The sequence below is a fragment of the Pseudomonas sp. RIT-To-2 genome (assembly GCF_029623465.1).
Lineage (GTDB): Bacteria > Pseudomonadota > Gammaproteobacteria > Pseudomonadales > Pseudomonadaceae > Aquipseudomonas > Aquipseudomonas silvicola.
Window position 1 is genome coordinate 1 of record NZ_JAPYKM010000062.1, and the last position, 18,518, is coordinate 18,518.

Here is an 18,518-nt window from a genome sequence, read left to right on the forward strand (position 1 = left end):
CGGTTTTCGCGGTTTGGCGCTGTAATAAGTTGTCGCTTGGCGACAAGGACAGGCGCCGGTTCGTCCTTACAATCCCCCCATCGCTGGCCATTACCAGGCTGGCGTTCCTCTTCAGGAGACTCCGATGTCCGTTGAGCATGCCCAGGTGCAACGCGCCGATTTCGACCAGGTAATGGTCCCCAACTACGCCCCGGCGGCCTTCATTCCGGTGCGCGGCGCAGGTTCCCGGGTGTGGGACCAGGCCGGCCGCGAGCTGGTGGACTTCTCCGGTGGTATCGCCGTGAACGTGCTGGGCCACGCCCACCCGGCGCTGGTGGCCGCGCTAACCGAGCAGGCCAACAAGGTCTGGCACGTGTCCAACGTCTTCACCAACGAGCCGGCCCTGCGCCTGGCCCATAAGCTGGTCGACGCCACGTTTGCCGACCGGGTGTTCTTCTGCAACTCCGGCGCCGAAGCCAACGAGGCCGCCTTCAAGCTGGCCCGCCGCGTGGCCCATGACAACTTCGGCCCGGACAAATACGAGATCATCGCGGCCACCAACAGCTTCCATGGCCGTACCCTGTTCACGGTCAGCGTCGGTGGCCAGCCCAAGTACTCCGACGGTTTCGGCCCGAAGATCACCGGTATCACCCACGTTCCGTACAACGACCTGGCCGCCCTGAAAGCCGCCATCTCCGACAAGACCTGCGCCGTGGTGCTGGAGCCGGTGCAAGGTGAAGGCGGCGTGCTGCCGGCCGACCTGGCCTACCTGCAAGGCGCCCGCGAGCTGTGCGACCAGCACAATGCGCTGCTGGTATTCGACGAAGTGCAGAGCGGCATGGGCCGCAGCGGCGAGCTGTTCGCCTACATGCACTATGGCGTGACCCCGGACATCCTCTCCAGCGCCAAGAGCCTGGGCGGCGGTTTCCCCATCGGCGCCATGCTCACCACTACCGAGCTGGCCAAGCACTTCGCCGTGGGCGTGCACGGCACCACCTACGGTGGCAACCCGTTGGCGTGCGCCGTGGGCGAGGCGGTGATGGACGTGATCAACACCCCTGAAGTGCTGGCCGGCGTGAAGGCCAAGCACGAGCGCTTCAAGGCTCGCCTGCAACAGATCGGCGAGCAGTACGGCGTGTTCACTGAAATCCGCGGCCTGGGCCTGCTGATCGGCTGCGCCCTCAGCGATGCCTGGAAAGGCAAGGCCAAGGACTTCTTCAACGCCGCCGAGCAGCATGACCTGATGATCCTGCAGGCTGGCCCGGACGTGGTGCGCTTCGCCCCGAGCCTGGTGATCGAAGACGCCGACATCGACGAAGGTCTGGACCGCTTCGAACGTGCCGTCAAGCAACTGACCCAGGCCTGATTCCCGGGTCGTGAAGGCGGGTGCCCTGGCGCTCGCCGTTCTTTTCAAGCAATTCCAAGGAGTGACACCATGCTGGTAATGCGCCCTGCGCAAATGGCTGACCTGGCCGAGGTACAACGCCTGGCCGCGGACAGCCCTATTGGTGTCACGTCGTTGCCGGATGACGCCGACCGCCTGCGCGACAAGATCGCCAAGTCGGAAGCGTCCTTCGCCGCCGAGGTCAGCTTCAACGGTGAAGAAAGCTATTTCTTCGTCCTGGAAGACGCCCATAGCCAGCGCCTGGTGGGCTGTTCCGCCATCGTCGCGTCGGCGGGGTATTCCGAACCATTCTACAGTTTCCGTAATGAGACCTTCGTGCACGCTTCCCGCGAGCTGAAGATCCATAACAAGATTCACGTGCTTTCCCAGTGCCATGACCTGACCGGCAACAGCCTGCTCACCAGTTTCTACGTGGTGCCCGAGCTGGTGGGCAGCGCCTGGTCGGAGCTCAACTCCCGGGCGCGCCTGCTGTTCATGGCCAACCACCCCGAGCGTTTCGCCGACTCGGTGGTGACCGAGATCGTGGGCTACAGCGACGAGAACGGTGACTCGCCGTTCTGGGACGCCATCGGCCGCAACTTTTTCGACCTCAACTACGCCGAGGCCGAGCGCCTGTGCGGTATCAAGAGCCGCACCTTCCTGGCCGAGCTGATGCCGCACTACCCGATCTATGTGCCACTGCTGCCCGACGCTGCCCAGGAAGCCATGGGCCAGGTGCACCCGCGGGCGCAGATCACCTTCGACATCCTCATGCGCGAGGGTTTCGAGACCGACCACTACATCGACATCTTCGACGGCGGCCCGACGCTGCATGCACGGGTCTCGGGCATCCGCTCCATTGCCCAGAGCCGCGTGGTGCCCGTCAAGCTCGACAGTGGCCACAGCGACGTGGTCAAGGGCGCACGCCCCTACCTGGTGGCCAACGCCCAGTTGCAGGACTACCGCGCCGTGTTGCTGGAACTGGACTGGGTGCCCGGCAAGCCGGTCACCCTCAGCCTGGAAGCGGCCGAGGCCCTGGGTGTTGGTGAAGGCGCCAGCGTGCGCCTGGTAGCGGTTTGATACCTGTCATTCACAGGTCGAGTTCTGCGGGCCGCCACTGCGGCCCGCGCAAGGAGAAAGCATGATCGTTCGTCCCGTACGCAGCAGCGACTTACCCGCGCTGATCGAGCTGGCCCGCAGCACCGGCACCGGCCTGACCACCTTGCCGGCCAACGAGGAGCGCCTGGCGCACCGGGTGGGCTGGGCCGAGAAGACCTTCCGGGGCGAAGCCGGCCGCGGCGACGCGGACTACCTGTTCGTGCTGGAAGACGATGCCGGCCAGGTGGTGGGCATTTCCGCCATCGCCGGCGCGGTGGGCCTGCGTGAGCCCTGGTACAACTACCGGGTAGGCCTGACGGTCAGCGCCTCCCAGGAACTGGACATTTACCGGGAAATTCCCACCCTGTTCCTGGCCAACGACCTGACTGGCAATTCCGAGCTGTGCTCGCTATTCCTGCGCAGCGAACACCGTAACGGCCTCAACGGGCGCCTGCTGTCCAAGGCGCGCTTGATGTTCATCGCCGAGTTCCCGCAGCTGTTTGGCAAGAAGATCATCGCCGAGATGCGCGGCATGTCCGACGAGAACGGCCGCTCGCCGTTCTGGGAGAGCCTGGGCCGGCATTTCTTCAAGATGGAATTCAGCCAGGCCGACTACCTGACCGGCGTTGGCAACAAGGCATTCATTGCCGAACTGATGCCCAAGTTTCCGTTGTACACCTGCTTCCTGTCGGAGGCGGCGCGCAACGTCATCGGTCGTGTGCACACCGACACCGAGCCGGCGTTGACCATGCTCAAGGGCGAAGGCTTCAGCTACCAGGGCTACGTCGATATCTTCGACGCGGGCCCGGCCATCGAGTGCGAGACCGCCAAGATTCGCGCCGTGCAGGACAGCGAGGCGCTGGTGCTGGCCATCGGTACCCCCGGTGACGATGCCACGCCGTACGTGATTCACAACCGCAAGCGCGAAGACTGCCGGATCACCGCGGCCCCCGCTCGCCAGGCGGCCGGTACCCTGGTGGTCGACCCCTTGACCGCCAAGCGCCTGCGTCTCAGTGCCGGTGACCAGGTGCGTGCGGTGCCGCTCTCCCCCCAGGCTGGCAAGGAGGCACGCTCATGAACACCCTGTATGTCGCCGGCCAGTGGCTGGCAGGCCAGGGCGAGGCCCTGGAGTCGTTGAACCCGGTGACCCAGGCGGTGATCTGGCAAGGCCGCGCCGCCAGCGAGGCCCAGGTAGATCAGGCGGTGTTCGCTGCCCGTCATGCCTTCGTCAGCTGGGCCTCGCGCCCGTTGGACGAGCGTATCGGCGTCCTGGAAAAATTCGCCACCACGCTCAAGTCGCGCGCCGATGAACTGGCCCGCTGCATCGGCGAGGAAACCGGCAAGCCGTTGTGGGAAGCGGCCACCGAAGTGACCAGCATGGTCAACAAAGTTGCCATTTCGATCCAGAGCTACCGAGAGCGCACAGGCGAGAAGAGCGGGCCGCTGGCCGACGCCACCGCCGTGCTGCGCCACAAGCCTCATGGCGTGGTCGCCGTGTTCGGCCCCTACAACTTTCCCGGCCACCTGCCCAACGGTCATATCGTGCCGGCGCTGCTGGCGGGTAACGCCGTGCTGTTCAAGCCCAGCGAGCTGACCCCCAAGGTCGCCGAGCTGACGGTGCAGTGCTGGATCGACGCCGGTTTGCCCGCCGGTGTGCTGAGCCTGTTGCACGGCGCACGCGACACGGGTATTGCCCTGGCCGCCCATGATGGCATCGACGGCCTGTTCTTCACCGGCTCCAGCCGTACCGGCAACGCGCTGCACAACCAGTTCGCCGGGCGCCCGGACAAGATCCTGGCCCTGGAAATGGGCGGCAACAACCCGCTGGTGGTGGAAGAAGTCCAGGACCTGGAAGCGGCGGTCTACACCATCATCCAGTCGGCGTTCATTTCCGCCGGCCAACGCTGCACCTGTGCCCGTCGCCTGATCGTGCCCGAAGGCGCGTGGGGTGACGGGCTGCTCAAGCGCCTGGTCGAGGTGGCGGGCAACCTGGTGGTGGGTGCCTACGACCAGCAACCGGCGCCATTCATGGGCTCGGTGGTGTCGCTGGCGGCTGCCCAGGCCTTGCTCGATGCCCAGGCTGGCCTGCTGGCCAAAGGCGCCACGGCGCTGCTGAGCATGACTCAGCCACAACCGACGGCCGCGCTGCTGACCGCTGGCATCATCGATGTCACCCAGGTCAGGGAGCGAGCTGACGAAGAGTGGTTCGGCCCGTTGCTGCAAGTTATCCGCTATGGCCATTTCGATGCGGCCATCGCCGAGGCCAACAATACCCGCTACGGCCTGGCCGCTGGCCTGCTGTCGGATTCCGAAGCGCGTTACCAGCAGTTCTGGCTGCAGAGCCGCGCTGGCATCGTCAACTGGAACAAGCAGTTGACCGGTGCGGCCAGCACCGCACCCTTTGGCGGCGTCGGCGCCTCGGGCAACCACCGCGCCAGTGCCTACTATGCCGCTGACTATTGCGCCTACCCGGTGGCATCCCTGGAGGCGCCGAAGGTCAGCCTGCCGGCCAGCCTGACCCCAGGCGTGAAGCTGTGAGCGTGTGCATGACAATGAGATCCATGGAGCCTGGCCGATGAAAGCCTATGAAGTGAATTTTGATGGCCTGGTAGGGCCGACCCACAACTATGGTGGGTTGAGCTACGGCAACGTCGCCTCCCAGAGCAACAGCCAGCAGGCGTCCAACCCGCGCGAGGCGGCGCGCCAGGGCCTGGCGAAGATGAAGGCGCTGATGGACATGGGCTTTCAGCAAGGCGTGCTTGCCCCTCAGGAGCGCCCGGATGTAGCTGCCCTGCGTGCGCTGGGTTTCAGCGGCAGCGATGCTCAGGTGATCGAGCGCGCGGCGCGCGATGCCATGCCATTGCTGGTGGCCAGTTGCTCGGCATCGAGCATGTGGGTGGCCAATGCCGCCACGGTCAGCCCTAGCGCCGACACCGCCGACGGCCGCGTGCATTTCACTGCCGCGAACCTGAACTGCAAGTATCACCGTAGCATCGAGCACCCCACCACCAGCCGAGTGCTGGGGGCCATGTTTCGCGACGAGCACCATTTTGCCCACCACGCGGCATTGCCTGCCGTTGGTCAGTTTGGTGATGAGGGCGCGGCCAACCACACGCGCTTCTGCCGCGACTACGGCGAAGCGGGCGTGGAGTTTTTCGTGTTCGGCCGCAGTGCGTTCGACACTCGTTACCCGGCACCGCAGAAATACCCGGCGCGCCAGACGCTAGAGGCGTCCCAGGCGGTCGCCCGCCTGCATGGCCTGAGCGAGGAGGGCGTGGTCTACGCTCAGCAGAACCCGGCAGTGATCGACCAGGGCGTGTTCCACAACGACGTGATCGCGGTGGGCAACGGCGAGCTGCTGTTCCACCACGAGGACGCCTTTGTCGACACCGCGCCGATGCTCGCGCAACTGCAGGCTAAACTGGCGAAAAGGGGCGGCAATTTCCAGGCGGTGTGCGTGCCACGCAGCCAGGTCGCGGTAGAGGACGCGGTACGGTCCTACCTGTTCAACAGCCAGCTGCTGTCGCGCGCAGACGGCTCCATGTTGCTGATCGTGCCCGAGGAATGCCGCGCCAATGAGCGTGTCTGGCAGTACCTGCAACAGTTGACCGCCCAGGGCGGGCCGATTGCCGAGGTCAAGGTGTTCGACCTCAAGCAGAGCATGCAGAACGGCGGTGGCCCCGCGTGCCTGCGCTTGCGTGTGGCGCTGAATGAAACCGAGCTGGCGGCGGTGAACCCCGGGGTGATCATGACCGCGCCGCTGTATGACACGCTCACCCAGTGGGTGGACCGTCATTACCGCGACCGTCTCAGCGAAGCTGACCTGGCCGACCCGCAGTTGCTGCTGGAATGTCGCACGGCATTGGATGAACTGACGCAAATCCTTAAACTGGGCGCGGTTTACCCTTTCCAACTTCAACCTTGAGAGATTTTCCCCATGTCCGACGCCCTGCGGCTGATTCTTGAAGACACCGACGGCACCCAGCTGGAAACCTCCTGCACCCGCTTTGCCGTGGTCTGGCAAGGCAAGGAAGTCTGGATCCAGCAGGATGGCCGCGGCCAGTTGCTGATCGGCGTTGACGTCGAGGAAGGCGATGCTGAATACGCCAACCTGCTGCTGCGCCCGTTGGCCACCAACCTGGTGAGCCTGCAACTGGAGATGGAGCCGGCCGACGCCGGTGAAGACGACGACCACGTACATGGTCCGGACTGCCAACACTAAGGACTGACGCCTATGCTCGCCCTCGGCAAGCTGCTTGAATTGACCCTCGCCGGCCGTGAGCCGGCAGAGAAAACTCAGCTGACCGTCGAAGGCGTGCGCATGCGCTGGCTCGGCGAGGGTGCCCTCGAGGTCCGCCCTCCCGACGCCCGGGACAATGGCCTGGACCTGCTGCTGTCGGCGGGCATCCATGGCAACGAGACAGCGCCCATCGAGCTGCTTGATGGCCTGTTGCACGACATCGCACGCGGCGATCTCAAGCCGCGCGCCCGTATGCTTTTCCTGTTCGGCAACCCGGAAGCCATCCGGCGCGGCGAGCGTTACCTGGAGCAGGACGTCAACCGCCTGTTCAACGGCCGCCACGAACTCTCCAGCGGCCCCGAGGCGTTGCGCGCCTGTGAACTGGAACGGCTGGCGGCGACCTTCTTCAGCGTGCCCGGCCGCACCCGGCTGCATTACGACCTGCACACCGCTATCCGTGGCTCGAAGATCGAGCAGTTCGCCCTGTACCCTTTCAAGGAAGGGCGCGAGCATTCAGCCCATGAGCTGGCGCGGCTGGAGGCGGCAGGCATGGAAGCGGTGCTGCTGCAGAGCAAGCCCTCCATTACCTTCAGTGCCTACACCTATGAACAGCTCGAGGCCGAGGCCTTTACCCTGGAGCTGGGCAAGGCGCGGCCGTTCGGCCATAACGAGCAGGTGAATCTGGCGCCGCTGGAAACCCGTCTGAAGCAGATCATCGAAGGTAATGAGCCTGACCTGGGCGAGCCGCGCCACCTCAAGCAGTTCCGTGTGGCCCGCGAGGTGATCAAGCACAGCGATGCGTTCCGCCTGCATCTGCCGGCTGACGTGGAGAACTTTTCGGAATTGCCCCAGGGCTATCTGTTGGCCGAAGACCTGGCCGAATGCCGCTGGATCGTGGAGGAGGAGGGTGCGCGCATCATTTTCCCCAACCCCAAGGTCAAGAACGGCTTGCGTGCGGGGATACTGATCGTTCCTGTGTGAGATCGGTGGCGTCTGTTTCCCGAGCTTCGCCCGGTCCCACAATGAAGGGTGTATGCCTTGTGGGGCCGGGCGACGCTCGGGAAGAGGTCAACGCAAATCAGGCGACCTTGTGCTGGGCGCTCAGGCGGCGCAGGGCGCGGACTTTCTGCAGGGTGTCGGCGCAGGTGTTGGCCGCTTCATGGCCCTTGTGCAGGAAGTGCTTGAAGAAATAGTCGTGGTGTTCCTGGCCGTGGAAGTTGTGCGGGGTCAGCGATACCGAGAACACCGGTACTTCGGTTTCCAGTTGCACTTGCATCAGCGCGTCAACCACGGTGGCGGCGACGAAGTCGTGGCGGTAGATACCACCGTCCACCACCAGGGCCGCGCCAACGATACCGGCGTAGCGGCCGGTCTTGGCCAGCAGCTTGGCGTGCAGCGGGATTTCAAAGGCGCCGCCAACTTCATAGACGTCGATATCGCTTTCCTGGTAGCCCAGTTGGGTGATCTGCTCGACGAAGCCGATACGGGCCTGGTCGACAATATCCTTGTGCCAGCAAGCCTGGATGAAAGCGATGCGCTCGTTCGGGTGGCTTTTGCTGTCGATTGCGGTGGGTTGCATCTACGTTGACTCCTGTTTGTGTGAAAAACAGGGCAGTTGGATCGAATGGGATTCAAGGGTACGCGGCCAGCCGTCGGCCCTTGGGTGCCAATCCCGTTCTCTCTTCATCCGGACTATGACCGTCGGCCCCGGAATCACACCGGGTCTGCTGACCTTGCCAGGCCAAAGCCTGCCAAGCGCTCGCGGGCTAGGCGCATTGCGCACCATTACCGCCGGTGGGGAATTGCACCCCGCCCTGAGAACGTTTGCCGCCCATCGGTAGGCGGCGGGGAGATTTTTAACATACTTTTTTGCACTGTGCATCGCCAGAGCGCTAACCATTTAGTTGTAGGCGCCAAACTTTTGGTCAGCGCACACCCTTCAGCGGCCCGGCGGCATGCCTGAAACCAAGCGGCGTTCTTGACGCGGCCAAGTCCGCTGCTACCGGGCGGTGCCTTGTGGAGGGCGGATTCAGGCATAAATTGACAGCCGGGGCCCCGATTGGCAGCCTGTGACGTATAAACACACTGTACCGCGGCCTCAGGGCCGATATAATGCGGCCCTTTGCCGTCGAAACGTCCAGTGACGTTTCGAACTGGCCTATGGCCGCAGCCTGTCGTGGAAGAACCTAATGAAAAGCGCAGAAATCCGTGAAGCCTTCCTTCGCTTCTTCGAAGAGCAAGGCCACACCCGTGTAGCCTCCAGCTCCTTGATCCCGGGCAATGACCCAACCCTGCTGTTCACCAACGCGGGCATGAACCAGTTCAAGGATTGTTTCCTGGGCCAGGAAAAGCGCGCCTACACCCGCGCGGTCAGCAGCCAGAAATGCGTGCGTGCCGGTGGCAAGCACAACGACCTGGAAAACGTCGGCTACACCGCCCGTCACCACACGTTCTTCGAAATGCTGGGCAACTTCAGCTTCGGTGACTATTTCAAGCGCGACGCCATCACCTTCGCCTGGACCTTCCTGACCTCGGACAAATGGCTGAACCTGCCCAAGGAAAAACTGTGGGTGACGGTCTACGCCAGCGATGACGAAGCCTACGACATCTGGACCAAGGAAGTCGGCGTGCCGGCCGAGCGCATGGTGCGCATCGGCGACAACAAGGGCGCCCCGTACGCTTCCGACAACTTCTGGACCATGGGCGATACCGGCCCATGCGGCCCATGCACCGAGATCTTCTACGACCACGGCGCCGACATCTGGGGCGGCCCACCCGGCTCGCCGGAAGAAGACGGTGACCGCTACATCGAGATCTGGAACAACGTCTTCATGCAGTTCAACCGCACCGCCGACGGCGTGCTGCACCCGCTGCCAGCGCCGTCGGTGGATACCGGCATGGGCCTGGAGCGCATCAGCGCCGTGCTGCAGCACGTGCACTCGAACTACGAGATCGACCTGTTCCAGAGCCTGCTGGCCTCGTCGGCCCAGGCCATCGGTTGCACCAACGACAACCAGCCATCGCTGAAAGTGGTGGCCGACCACATCCGTTCCTGCGGCTTCCTGATCGCCGACGGCGTGCTGCCGTCCAACGAAGGCCGCGGCTACGTGCTGCGTCGTATCATTCGTCGCGCCTGCCGCCATGGCAACAAGCTGGGCGCCAAGGGCAGCTTCTTCTACCAGATCGTTGCCGCGCTGGTGGCCGAGATGGGCGAAGCTTTCCCTGAGCTCAAGGCTCAGCAGGCGCACATCGAGCGCGTGCTCAAGGCCGAGGAGGAGCAGTTCGCCAAGACCTTGGAACAGGGCCTGAAAATCCTCGAGTCCGACCTGGCGACCCTCAAGGGTACCGTGGTGCCGGGTGACGTGGTGTTCAAGCTGTACGACACCTATGGTTTCCCGATGGACCTGACCGGCGACATCGCCCGTGAGCGCAACCTGACCCTGGACGAAGTCGGCTTCGAACGCGAAATGGAAGCCCAGCGCGTGCGCGCTCGCTCCGCCAGCTCGTTCGGCATGGACTACAACGCCCTGGTCAAGGTCGACGTACCTACCGTGTTCACCGGTTACGCCGGCCACCAGGGTGCTGCCAAGGTCGTGGCCCTCTATAAGGACGGCGCGGCCGTGCAGCAACTGGCTGAAGGCGAAGAGGGCGTGGTCATTCTCGACCAGACGCCTTTCTACGGCGAATCCGGTGGACAGGTCGGCGACCGCGGTTACCTGCTGGCCGGCAATGGCCGCTTCGACGTGCGCGACACCACCAAGACCGGCGGCGCGTTCCTGCACCACGGTGTGGTTTCGCTGGGCAACCTGAACGTCGGCGCCGAGTTGACCGCCCAGGTCGACGGCGACATGCAGCACGCCACCTCGCTGAACCACTCTGCCACTCACCTTTTGCACGCGGCCCTGCGCCAGGTGCTGGGTGACCATGTGCAGCAGAAAGGCTCGCTGGTGGACAGCCAGCGCCTGCGTTTCGACTTCAGCCACTTCGAGGCCATCAAGCCCGAGCAGATCAAGGCGCTGGAAGACATCGTCAACGCCGAGATCCGCAAGAATACGCCGGTTCAAACCGAAGAAACCGACATCGAGACCGCCCGCGCCAAGGGCGCCATGGCCCTGTTCGGCGAGAAATACGGCGACCAGGTGCGCGTTCTGACCATGGGTGGCGACTTCTCCGTCGAGCTGTGTGGCGGTATCCACGCCAACCGTACCGGCGACATTGCCCTGTTCAAGATCGTCAGCGAAGGCGGTGTGGCCTCGGGCGTGCGCCGTATCGAAGGCATCACTGGCGCCGCTGCGCTGGCTTACCTGAACGGTGCCGAAGAGCAGCTCAAGGAAGCCGCGCAACTGGTCAAGGGCAGCCGCGACAACCTGATCGACAAGCTGTCGGCGGTGATCGAGCGCAACCGCCAGCTGGAAAAACAGCTGGAACAACTGCAAGCCAAGGCTGCCAGCGCCGCCGGTGACGACCTGTCGGCCTCGGCCGTGGACGTCAAGGGTGTCAAGGTGCTGGCTGCGCGCCTGGACGGCCAGGACGGCAAGGCGCTGCTGGCGCTGGTCGACCAATTGAAGAACAAGCTGGGCGAGGGCGTGATCCTGCTCGGTGGCGTGCATGAGGAAAAAGTCGTGCTGGTGGCCGGCGTCACCAAGGAGCTGACTTCGAAACTGAAGGCTGGCGACTTGATGAAGCAGGCTGCCGCGGCAGTCGGCGGCAAGGGCGGCGGGCGTCCGGACATGGCCCAGGGCGGCGGCGTCGACGCCGGCGCGCTGGACGCGGCCCTGGCCCTGACCGTGCCGTTCGTCGAACAAGGTCTCTGATTCACCCTCGCGGGGGCCAGTGGTCTAGTCACTGGCCCCCGCGTTGTAGCGTTTGATTGTTTAATGGGCGCCCTTCACGGGCTGAGGCGGCTTTGAAATGGCTTTGATCGTACAAAAATTCGGAGGCACCTCCGTCGGCACTGTCGAGCGTATCGAGCAGGTGGCCGAGAAGGTTAAGAAATTCCGCGAAGCCGGCGACGACCTGGTGGTTGTACTGTCTGCCATGAGCGGCGAAACCAACCGCCTGATCGAATTGGCCAAACAGGCCAGTGGCGGCGAGCAGCCGGTCCCGCGTGAGCTGGACGTGATCGTGTCCACCGGTGAGCAGGTCACCATTGCCTTGCTGGCGATGGCCCTGATCAAGCGTGGTGTGCCGGCGGTGTCCTACACCGGCAACCAGGTGCGTATTCTCACGGACAGCTCGCACACCAAGGCGCGCATCCTGCAGATCGACGACCAGAAGATCCGTTCCGACCTCAAGGCCGGTCGGGTCGTGGTCGTGGCGGGCTTCCAGGGCGTGGACGAGCACGGCAACATCACCACCCTGGGCCGCGGCGGCTCCGACACCACCGGTGTCGCCCTGGCTGCCGCGCTCAAGGCCGATGAGTGCCAGATCTACACCGACGTCGATGGTGTGTACACCACCGACCCGCGTGTGGTGTCCACGGCCCAGCGCCTGGACAAGATCACCTTTGAAGAAATGCTGGAAATGGCCAGCCTCGGTTCCAAGGTGCTGCAGATTCGCGCGGTGGAATTCGCCGGCAAGTACAACGTCCCGCTGCGCGTCCTGCACAGCTTCCAGGAGGGTCCGGGCACCCTCATTACCATTGATGAAGAGGAATCCATGGAACAGCCGATCATTTCCGGCATCGCCTTCAACCGCGATGAGGCCAAGCTGACCATCCGTGGCGTGCCAGACACCCCTGGCGTGGCGTTCAAGATCCTGGGCCCCATCAGCGCCGCGAACATTGAAGTGGACATGATCGTGCAAAATGTTTCGCACGATAACACCACCGACTTCACCTTCACCGTGCACCGCAACGACTACCAGTCTGCGCTGCAGGTGCTGGAGAACACCGCTCGCGAGATCGGTGCGCGCCAGACCATCGGTGACACCAAGATTGCCAAGGTGTCGATCGTCGGCGTTGGCATGCGCTCCCACGCGGGCGTTGCCAGCCGCATGTTCGAAGCGCTGGCCAAGGAGAGCATCAACATCCAGATGATCTCCACCTCCGAAATCAAGGTGTCGGTGGTCATTGAAGAGAAGTACCTGGAGCTGGCTGTGCGCGCGCTGCACACCGCTTTCGAACTGGACGCTGCCCGCCAGGGCGAATAAAGGCGTCTGCCCAGAAGGCGCGGCTCTGCCGCGCCTTTTGCTTTTTTACAGACCGTGTTGTTCCCCACGCAGTGGGTGAGGAGAGAGGTAATGCTGATTTTGACTCGTCGGTGCGCGGAAAGCCTGGTGATTGGTGATGGCGAGATCACCGTGACCGTGCTCGGCGTCAAAGGCAATCAGGTGCGTATCGGCGTGAACGCCCCCAAAGAGGTGGCTGTTCACCGCGAGGAAATCTACCTGCGGATCAAGCAGGAGAAGGACGAGGAACCAAGTGCTTAATTAATTTAGGTTTTTTTGAAAAAAGTGCTTGCGTCAGAAAGGGGCTATCGATAATATACGCCCCGTGTTGCGGAGAGCTGGCCGAGTGGCCGAAGGCGCTCCCCTGCTAAGGGAGTACACCTCAAAAGGGTGTCGGGGGTTCGAATCCCCCGTTCTCCGCCATTATTTCTTTAGGGCGTTGAAAACTGGCTTTTTAGGTAAGTTGTTGAAATTACTGAAAAAAGTGCTTTACAAAAAGTTTCAACGAACTATGATGCGCGGCAACATATGCACTCGTAGCTCAGCTGGATAGAGTACTCGGCTACGAACCGAGCGGTCACAGGTTCGAATCCTGTCGAGTGCACCATTTAAGAGGTCTGTTTCGGTAACGAAAGAGTCTTCTTGCAACAAACCAGAGGTGATCTGGTCCATCAAGTACCATCGTGCACTCGTAGCTCAGCTGGATAGAGTACTCGGCTACGAACCGAGCGGTCACAGGTTCGAATCCTGTCGAGTGCACCATTTTACGAAGTCTGTTTCGGTAACGAGAGAGTCTTCTGCAACAACCAGAGGTGATCTGGTCTACCAAGCGCCAACCTTGCACTCGTAGCTCAGCTGGATAGAGTACTCGGCTACGAACCGAGCGGTCACAGGTTCGAATCCTGTCGAGTGCACCATACAAGTGAAAGCCCGCCTTCTTCTGAAGGCGGGCTTTTTGCTTTCCAGGGTGTCCTTCTCGCGCCCCATGCTCATGCAGTGCGTTTACTCCTCGCTCATTCTTCGCAATTCCTGGTCTTGTCGCCTGCGTTCCTCACGCTCGCGCACAGCCGTGCGCTCGGTATCGCTCGTCAGGAGTGGGTGGTAGGCCCTGTGCAGGCTGTGGTGCGTCCCGGGCGGGCATTGCAGGGTGGTGAAGGTCAGGTGCCCCTCGTCGTCTTCACAGCGCGACACGGTCTGGCCCAAGGCTTCCAGGGTAGGGCAGGCCAGCAGCAGGCCGGCCAGGTAGTGGGTGGCTTTCATCGAACGTCCTCCATGACGCTGTGGTCCAAAGCCTAGCGCTGTTTTTCGCCCTGGGGGCGGTGCTTTTCTTTCCGCGTGCGTCGTCCCATCAACAATGTTGGCAAGGCGCTGAGCTTTCGTGCGCAAGCTTTTGTTCTTGCCAGATTTTTTCGCATTAAAAGCCTGCAGGCGGTGTATCATTGCGCCCGTCAGCCCCGCCGGGGCTTTGGACTATATCCATGGACTTACCCAGTAGTTACTCAATAGCTCGCTGCACTTATCAAGAATCGACCGATTGAACCTCCGGCGTACTCCGCTGCTGGGGGTGGAGTTCGCCTATGACTGAAGTAGAAGTAAAAAAGCCGCAAGACAGCCTGCAGGATCGCCTGGCCCAGGTGGTCGAATTGCTGCAGCGCCAGCGTGTGGTCGAAGACCTGACGCACCGCCAGGAAGGCCAGCATGGCGAGCTGGTGGAAAACCTGGTGCACCGGCAGAACCTCGTCGAGCTGCAACGCAAGCTCGATGACCTGCACTCTGCCGACGTCGCCTACATCCTCGAAGCCTTGCCCCTGGAAGACCGTCTGACGGTCTGGCAGTTGGTCAAGGTCGAGCGTGATGGTGACATCCTCCTCGAAGTATCCGACTCGGTGCGTGAAACCCTGATCGCCGACATGGACGATCACGAGTTGCTCGCCGCTGCCCGGGAGATGGACGCCGACGAACTCGCCGACCTGGCTCCCGAGCTGCCTCGTGATGTTGTCCATGAGCTGATGGAAAGCCTTGATGCCCAGCAGCGCGAGCGCGTGCGTTCGGCCCTGAGCTACGACGAGGAGCAGGTGGGTGCGTTGATGGACTTCGAGATGGTCACCATCCGCGAAGACGTCAGCCTGGAAGTGGTGCTGCGCTACCTGCGTCGCCTCAAGGAACTGCCGGGCCATACCGACAAGCTGTTCGTGGTCGACCAGGATGGCGTGCTCAAGGGCGTGCTGCCGATCAAGCGCCTGCTGGTCAACGACCCGGAAAAGCAGGTTGCCGAGGTCATGGCCAACGACCCTGTGTCGTTCCACCCTGATGAGGATGCCTACGACGCGGCTCAGGCATTCGAGCGCTACGACCTGATCTCTGCGCCCGTGGTCGACAAGAACGCCCGCCTGATCGGCCGTCTGACCATTGACGAGATGGTTGACCTGATCCGCGAGGAGAGCGAGACCGAAGTCCTCAACATGGCCGGTCTGCGTGAGGAAGAAGACATCTTTGCCTCAGTGTGGCGCTCGCTGCGCAACCGCTGGTCGTGGCTGGCCATCAACCTGATCACCGCTTTCGTGGCCTCTCGGGTGATCGGCCTGTTCGAAGGCTCCATCGAACGCCTGGTGGCCCTGGCGGCGCTGATGCCGATCGTGGCCGGTATCGGTGGCAACTCCGGCAACCAGACCATCACCATGATCGTGCGGGCCATGGCGCTGGACCAGGTCAGCCCCGGCAACACCTCCCGCCTGCTGCGCAAGGAGCTGGCGGTGTCGCTCATCAACGGCATCATCTGGGGGGGTGTCATCGGCGTGGTCGCCTACATGTTGTATGGCAGTTGGTCGCTGGGGGTGGTCATGACGGCCGCCATGACGCTCAACCTGCTGTTGGCTGCCTTCATGGGCGTGCTCATCCCCATGACCCTGGCCAAGTTCGGCCGCGACCCGGCCATGGGCTCCAGCGTGATGATCACCGCCATGACCGACAGCGGCGGCTTCTTCATCTTCCTGGGCCTGGCCACGCTGTTCCTGATGTAACCCGGATGCCTGGCGCAATCGCCGCCCACAAAAAAAGCCAGCTTAGCGCTGGCTTTTTTCATGGGCAGTGACGAACGCTCACGAGGCGTCGGCGGCGGCCTCGGCGTTGTGGTCGATCAACGACACCAGCGCGTTCTGCTGGCGGTGCGACAGTTGGCGGAAGCGTTGCAGCAGTTCGCGCTCGTGCAGGGACAGCTCGGGGCTGTCCAGGCGCATGCTCAGTTCTTCGCCCAGGGCGCCTTCCTGAATGAGGCTCTGCTCCAGGCGGGCGATGATTTCCGAGTTCATGCTACGGTGATGATTACGAGCTACCTCTGCAATGCGCTCACGCATTCCATCGGGAAGGCGTACGACGAATTTGTCAGCCGTACGGCTGGAGTAAATAGCCTGTTTCAATGGGCGCATATATTTGACCGTTTAGTTCAGGGGGAGCGGTTCTCGAAATTAGCCGCACGATGTGTTTACGACAGTCGCTACAGCAAAAGTTCAACCCGAATTGTGAAAGAGGCTTCTATGATGCCTCATAGTCGCCATTTCATTGGCGCCAATTCTGTGACAAATATTGAACTGAATGAGGGCTTTTTGCCAGCACCAATTGTCGAAAATGAGCACTGGTTAGAAAATCCCCACCGCCAGGCGACCATCGTTTTCGCCAACGCCATCTCAAGAGGTGCTCTGGCTCGTCGGGTGCAACCTGTGCACAATGACGCGCGAGCTACCCTATGACTCAGCATAGTGGCATTTTGGCAGTTTGCCAGCACGACGCCATACAGGGCGATAAGATGTCGGGACGTTTGATTTACCTCATGGGCCCCTCGGGGTCAGGCAAGGACAGTGTCATCGAGGCGGCACGCAGTGCGTTGGCCCAGGTTGACGTACACGTAGCGCGGCGCATTATCACCAGGTCCGCCGAGGCGGTGGGTGAAGATGCCGTGGGGGTTGGTCCGGATACGTTCGCGCGCATGCGCGAGGCCGGCGAGTTTGCCATGAACTGGCAGGCCAATGGTTTGCAATATGGTATCGGTGCTGACATCAGCGCACGCCTGGCGGGCGGCCACCATGTGCTGGTCAACGGTTCCCGTGCCTGGTTGCCTCGGGCATTGCAGCGCTACCCTGAACTGCTGCCGGTACTGATCACCGTGGATGCCGACGTGCTGCGCCAGCGCTTGCTGAGCCGTGGCCGCGAGAGCCTGGCCGAGATCGACCAGCGCCTTGCACGCAACGCGCGCCTGCAGGCGGACGCAAGCGAATGGGAGGAGGGAAGTGTGCGCATCGAAGCGCTGGACAATTCCGCCGACCTTGCGTCAGCGGTGCAGCGCCTGCTGGCGCTGCTGGCACGTCACGGCATCAACGCAACGATGGATCGAACTTGATCTTGCGGCCTCGGAACAAGGCCAGCAGCAACAGCACGCCAGCCACACCGCTGACGGTACCCAGCAGGGCGCTGGCCTGACCGGCGTCCGGCGGTAGCGTCACCGCGGCCAGGAAGCTGGCGATGGCAACCAGAAAAAAGGCCCATGCGCTTTTGGACATGTGCGGCTCCTCAGAAGGTAAAGCGTTCAATGTGATGCACTGGCGTCGCCTCGCCCTCATCTGGCTGCGACGTCAACACCGGCATCCCTCGGTTCGGGTTCATGTCTGCCAATTGCGGAGCTGGCCGTGGCATGAAGTGCTCGACCTGAACAGGCGCCAGCGCCGCATCCGGCTGGCTGGCATCGTGGAAGTGAAAAGCCACCAGGGCGACGAGCGCCAGCGTGTTCAAGGCTAAGAGGGTGCTGTTCATGGGGCTGTCTCCGCGAAGAGGGTGAAGGGCTGCATGGCCACTTTTTATAGGAGTGACTACAGCAGGCCTCGTGCCAACTTGATCGTGCGGTTAAAACCCAGTGTTTTCAGTAGTTTACAGGGTTTTCAAAAGGATGGCAGGTTGCAATCTGCAAGATGGCCAATTGGCAGCCTTGCAAAATGCACGAGCGGGCGCAGCGCCCGTGGCAGAGGGGTTGCGCTGGAATCGCGAAAAGTTCCCTTCGTAACGGCGGTTGCCTACAGGCACAAAGGTCACGGATGACATGACAAACGCGGGCGGGCTGGGTAACATGCACGCCGTCCGTCGCGCTGCCGGTTCCTGGTAGCGTTCTACCTATGTCTCAGTAGCTCAATTGGATAGAGCGTCCCCCTCCTAAGGGGAAGGTTGGCAGTTCGAACCTGCCCTGGGACACCATAGAATTCATTGCCTTCCTTTATGCGGATTGCATAAAGGCCGCCAGGCGCTTGTCTGGAGGTTGCCTGAAGGCCTCCCTGCGCATGTCTCGGGCTTTCTGGCGCCCTTGAGATCGCGCGCCGCCCGCGCGGCGCTTCCCGGGCAAGCCCGGTCCCACATTTGTTTCGGGCCAGTTTTGTCTGGCCCATTGCCTGGTCCGCCTTGTCCTTTCACTACAGATTTGAAGTGAACAAACAAGGCGGTCGGGGTGATCTAACAGGCATAACTGGCCCGAAACAAACGGGTAGCACCGGCCGTTAGGCCGGGTCGCGCCGCGCGGGCGGCGCTCGATGTCATGAGGCATGAAGATCCCCAGGCAGGCACCTGGCGGCCTTTATAGGGTGCCAAGCAGGGAACCTTTTGACCTAAAAG

18 protein-coding genes, 5 tRNA genes and 1 riboswitch are annotated in these 18,518 nt (G+C 62.5%); of the genes, 18 read left to right on the top strand and 5 right to left on the bottom strand.

Annotated elements, in window-relative coordinates; translation table 11 throughout:
- The first annotated feature begins 124 nt into the window (after positions 1-124).
- The 7 genes from QBK88_RS29550 to astE all read left to right on the top strand — a co-directional run bounded on the left by QBK88_RS29550 (position 125) and on the right by astE (position 7,682).
- Positions 125-1,345, top strand: a complete 1,221-nt coding sequence (locus QBK88_RS29550; RefSeq protein WP_277964865.1) for an aspartate aminotransferase family protein — start codon at positions 125-127, stop codon at positions 1,343-1,345.
- A gap of 69 nt (positions 1,346-1,414) precedes the next feature.
- A complete protein-coding gene (gene aruF, locus QBK88_RS29555; RefSeq protein WP_268144615.1) occupies positions 1,415-2,443 on the top strand; it encodes an arginine/ornithine succinyltransferase subunit alpha in 1,029 nt (342 codons plus the stop codon).
- A 61-nt stretch (positions 2,444-2,504) separates the two neighbouring features.
- Positions 2,505-3,539, top strand: coding sequence for an arginine N-succinyltransferase (gene astA / locus QBK88_RS29560; protein ID WP_268144614.1), 1,035 nt, complete (start codon positions 2,505-2,507; stop codon positions 3,537-3,539).
- Positions 3,536-4,999, top strand: coding sequence for a succinylglutamate-semialdehyde dehydrogenase (gene astD / locus QBK88_RS29565; RefSeq protein ID WP_277964866.1), 1,464 nt, complete (start codon positions 3,536-3,538; stop codon positions 4,997-4,999). The genes astA and astD overlap by 4 nt, the downstream gene beginning before the upstream one ends.
- Before the next feature lie 37 nt (positions 5,000-5,036).
- Positions 5,037-6,386: an N-succinylarginine dihydrolase gene (gene astB, locus QBK88_RS29570; protein ID WP_277964867.1), complete on the top strand. Its 1,350-nt coding sequence runs from the start codon at positions 5,037-5,039 to the stop codon at positions 6,384-6,386.
- A gap of 12 nt (positions 6,387-6,398) precedes the next feature.
- Entirely contained in the window at positions 6,399-6,683 is a 285-nt protein-coding gene (locus QBK88_RS29575; RefSeq protein WP_158156476.1) for a topoisomerase II, read from the top strand.
- 12 nt (positions 6,684-6,695) lie between these two features.
- A complete protein-coding gene (astE, locus tag QBK88_RS29580; protein WP_277964868.1) occupies positions 6,696-7,682 on the top strand; it encodes a succinylglutamate desuccinylase in 987 nt (328 codons plus the stop codon).
- Positions 7,683-7,779: 97 nt separating this feature from the next.
- Here astE and QBK88_RS29585 read toward each other — a convergent pair whose 3' ends face one another.
- Complete coding sequence (locus QBK88_RS29585) at positions 7,780-8,280, bottom strand: 6,7-dimethyl-8-ribityllumazine synthase (RefSeq protein ID WP_158156480.1); 501 nt, start codon at positions 8,278-8,280, stop codon at positions 7,780-7,782.
- Between the two features lie 91 nt (positions 8,281-8,371).
- A riboswitch (FMN riboswitch) is annotated at positions 8,372-8,527 on the bottom strand.
- Positions 8,528-8,890: 363 nt separating this feature from the next.
- On the opposite strand from QBK88_RS29585, the gene alaS reads away from it, so the two are divergent.
- From alaS to QBK88_RS29620, 7 genes are all read left to right on the top strand, one after another.
- Positions 8,891-11,515, top strand: coding sequence for an alanine--tRNA ligase (alaS, locus tag QBK88_RS29590; protein WP_277964869.1), 2,625 nt, complete (start codon positions 8,891-8,893; stop codon positions 11,513-11,515).
- 97 nt (positions 11,516-11,612) lie between these two features.
- On the top strand, positions 11,613-12,851 hold the full coding sequence (locus tag QBK88_RS29595; protein ID WP_268144605.1) for an aspartate kinase: 1,239 nt from the start codon (positions 11,613-11,615) through the stop codon (positions 12,849-12,851).
- Positions 12,852-12,941: 90 nt separating this feature from the next.
- A complete protein-coding gene (gene csrA, locus QBK88_RS29600) occupies positions 12,942-13,130 on the top strand; it encodes a carbon storage regulator CsrA (RefSeq protein WP_158156485.1) in 189 nt (62 codons plus the stop codon).
- A gap of 71 nt (positions 13,131-13,201) precedes the next feature.
- Positions 13,202-13,292, top strand: a tRNA-Ser gene (locus QBK88_RS29605).
- 107 nt (positions 13,293-13,399) lie between these two features.
- Positions 13,400-13,476: transfer RNA gene (locus tag QBK88_RS29610), tRNA-Arg, on the top strand.
- Positions 13,477-13,554: 78 nt separating this feature from the next.
- A tRNA-Arg gene (locus tag QBK88_RS29615) sits at positions 13,555-13,631 on the top strand.
- 78 nt (positions 13,632-13,709) lie between these two features.
- A tRNA-Arg gene (locus QBK88_RS29620) sits at positions 13,710-13,786 on the top strand.
- A gap of 85 nt (positions 13,787-13,871) precedes the next feature.
- On the opposite strand, the gene QBK88_RS29625 is transcribed toward QBK88_RS29620, so the two are convergent.
- Complete coding sequence (locus QBK88_RS29625) at positions 13,872-14,129, bottom strand: hypothetical protein (RefSeq protein WP_277964870.1); 258 nt, start codon at positions 14,127-14,129, stop codon at positions 13,872-13,874.
- A 317-nt stretch (positions 14,130-14,446) separates the two neighbouring features.
- Here QBK88_RS29625 and mgtE point away from each other — a divergent pair, with 317 nt between their 5' ends.
- The gene (mgtE, locus tag QBK88_RS29630) at positions 14,447-15,889 is read left to right on the top strand and encodes a magnesium transporter (protein WP_268144603.1); all 1,443 of its coding nucleotides are present in this window, start codon (positions 14,447-14,449) and stop codon (positions 15,887-15,889) included.
- A 78-nt stretch (positions 15,890-15,967) separates the two neighbouring features.
- Here the strand turns inward: mgtE and QBK88_RS29635 are convergent, their stop codons facing one another.
- Positions 15,968-16,294, bottom strand: coding sequence for an Arc family DNA-binding protein (locus QBK88_RS29635; RefSeq protein ID WP_158158239.1), 327 nt, complete (start codon positions 16,292-16,294; stop codon positions 15,968-15,970).
- On the opposite strand from QBK88_RS29635, the gene QBK88_RS29640 reads away from it, so the two are divergent.
- Together QBK88_RS29640 and phnN are read left to right on the top strand one after the other, a co-directional pair.
- A complete protein-coding gene (locus QBK88_RS29640; RefSeq protein ID WP_277964873.1) occupies positions 16,187-16,615 on the top strand; it encodes a hypothetical protein in 429 nt (142 codons plus the stop codon). The genes QBK88_RS29635 and QBK88_RS29640 overlap by 108 nt on opposite strands.
- A gap of 56 nt (positions 16,616-16,671) precedes the next feature.
- A complete protein-coding gene (gene phnN / locus QBK88_RS29645) occupies positions 16,672-17,262 on the top strand; it encodes a phosphonate metabolism protein/1,5-bisphosphokinase (PRPP-forming) PhnN (protein ID WP_277964871.1) in 591 nt (196 codons plus the stop codon).
- On the opposite strand, the gene QBK88_RS29650 is transcribed toward phnN, so the two are convergent.
- Positions 17,237-17,422: a PA3371 family protein gene (locus QBK88_RS29650; RefSeq protein WP_277964872.1), complete on the bottom strand. Its 186-nt coding sequence runs from the start codon at positions 17,420-17,422 to the stop codon at positions 17,237-17,239. The two genes, phnN and QBK88_RS29650, sit on opposite strands and share 26 nt — an antisense overlap.
- A gap of 10 nt (positions 17,423-17,432) precedes the next feature.
- On the bottom strand, positions 17,433-17,672 hold the full coding sequence (locus tag QBK88_RS29655) for a hypothetical protein (RefSeq protein WP_268144596.1): 240 nt from the start codon (positions 17,670-17,672) through the stop codon (positions 17,433-17,435).
- Between the two features lie 358 nt (positions 17,673-18,030).
- Between QBK88_RS29655 and QBK88_RS29660 the strand changes: the two genes are divergently transcribed.
- A tRNA-Arg gene (locus QBK88_RS29660) sits at positions 18,031-18,107 on the top strand.
- Positions 18,108-18,518 lie beyond the last annotated feature (411 nt).

Bases quoted from the DNA above. Each gene is read 5' to 3' on its own strand.
- QBK88_RS29575 (WP_158156476.1), top strand. From the start codon at position 6,399: ATGTCCGACGCCCTGCGGCTGATTCTTGAAGACACCGACGGCACCCAG.
- QBK88_RS29655 (WP_268144596.1), bottom strand. From the start codon at position 17,672: ATGAACAGCACCCTCTTAGCCTTGAACACGCTGGCGCTCGTCGCCCTG.
- astE (WP_277964868.1), top strand. From the start codon at position 6,696: ATGCTCGCCCTCGGCAAGCTGCTTGAATTGACCCTCGCCGGCCGTGAG.
- mgtE (WP_268144603.1), top strand. From the start codon at position 14,447: ATGACTGAAGTAGAAGTAAAAAAGCCGCAAGACAGCCTGCAGGATCGC.
- aruF (WP_268144615.1), top strand. From the start codon at position 1,415: ATGCTGGTAATGCGCCCTGCGCAAATGGCTGACCTGGCCGAGGTACAA.
- astD (WP_277964866.1), top strand. From the start codon at position 3,536: ATGAACACCCTGTATGTCGCCGGCCAGTGGCTGGCAGGCCAGGGCGAG.
- QBK88_RS29625 (WP_277964870.1), bottom strand. From the start codon at position 14,129: ATGAAAGCCACCCACTACCTGGCCGGCCTGCTGCTGGCCTGCCCTACC.
- alaS (WP_277964869.1), top strand. From the start codon at position 8,891: ATGAAAAGCGCAGAAATCCGTGAAGCCTTCCTTCGCTTCTTCGAAGAG.
- csrA (WP_158156485.1), top strand. From the start codon at position 12,942: ATGCTGATTTTGACTCGTCGGTGCGCGGAAAGCCTGGTGATTGGTGAT.
- QBK88_RS29595 (WP_268144605.1), top strand. From the start codon at position 11,613: ATGGCTTTGATCGTACAAAAATTCGGAGGCACCTCCGTCGGCACTGTC.
- QBK88_RS29550 (WP_277964865.1), top strand. From the start codon at position 125: ATGTCCGTTGAGCATGCCCAGGTGCAACGCGCCGATTTCGACCAGGTA.
- QBK88_RS29640 (WP_277964873.1), top strand. From the start codon at position 16,187: ATGATTACGAGCTACCTCTGCAATGCGCTCACGCATTCCATCGGGAAG.
- QBK88_RS29635 (WP_158158239.1), bottom strand. From the start codon at position 16,294: ATGCGCCCATTGAAACAGGCTATTTACTCCAGCCGTACGGCTGACAAA.
- QBK88_RS29650 (WP_277964872.1), bottom strand. From the start codon at position 17,422: ATGTCCAAAAGCGCATGGGCCTTTTTTCTGGTTGCCATCGCCAGCTTC.
- phnN (WP_277964871.1), top strand. From the start codon at position 16,672: ATGTCGGGACGTTTGATTTACCTCATGGGCCCCTCGGGGTCAGGCAAG.
- astB (WP_277964867.1), top strand. From the start codon at position 5,037: ATGAAAGCCTATGAAGTGAATTTTGATGGCCTGGTAGGGCCGACCCAC.
- QBK88_RS29585 (WP_158156480.1), bottom strand. From the start codon at position 8,280: ATGCAACCCACCGCAATCGACAGCAAAAGCCACCCGAACGAGCGCATC.
- astA (WP_268144614.1), top strand. From the start codon at position 2,505: ATGATCGTTCGTCCCGTACGCAGCAGCGACTTACCCGCGCTGATCGAG.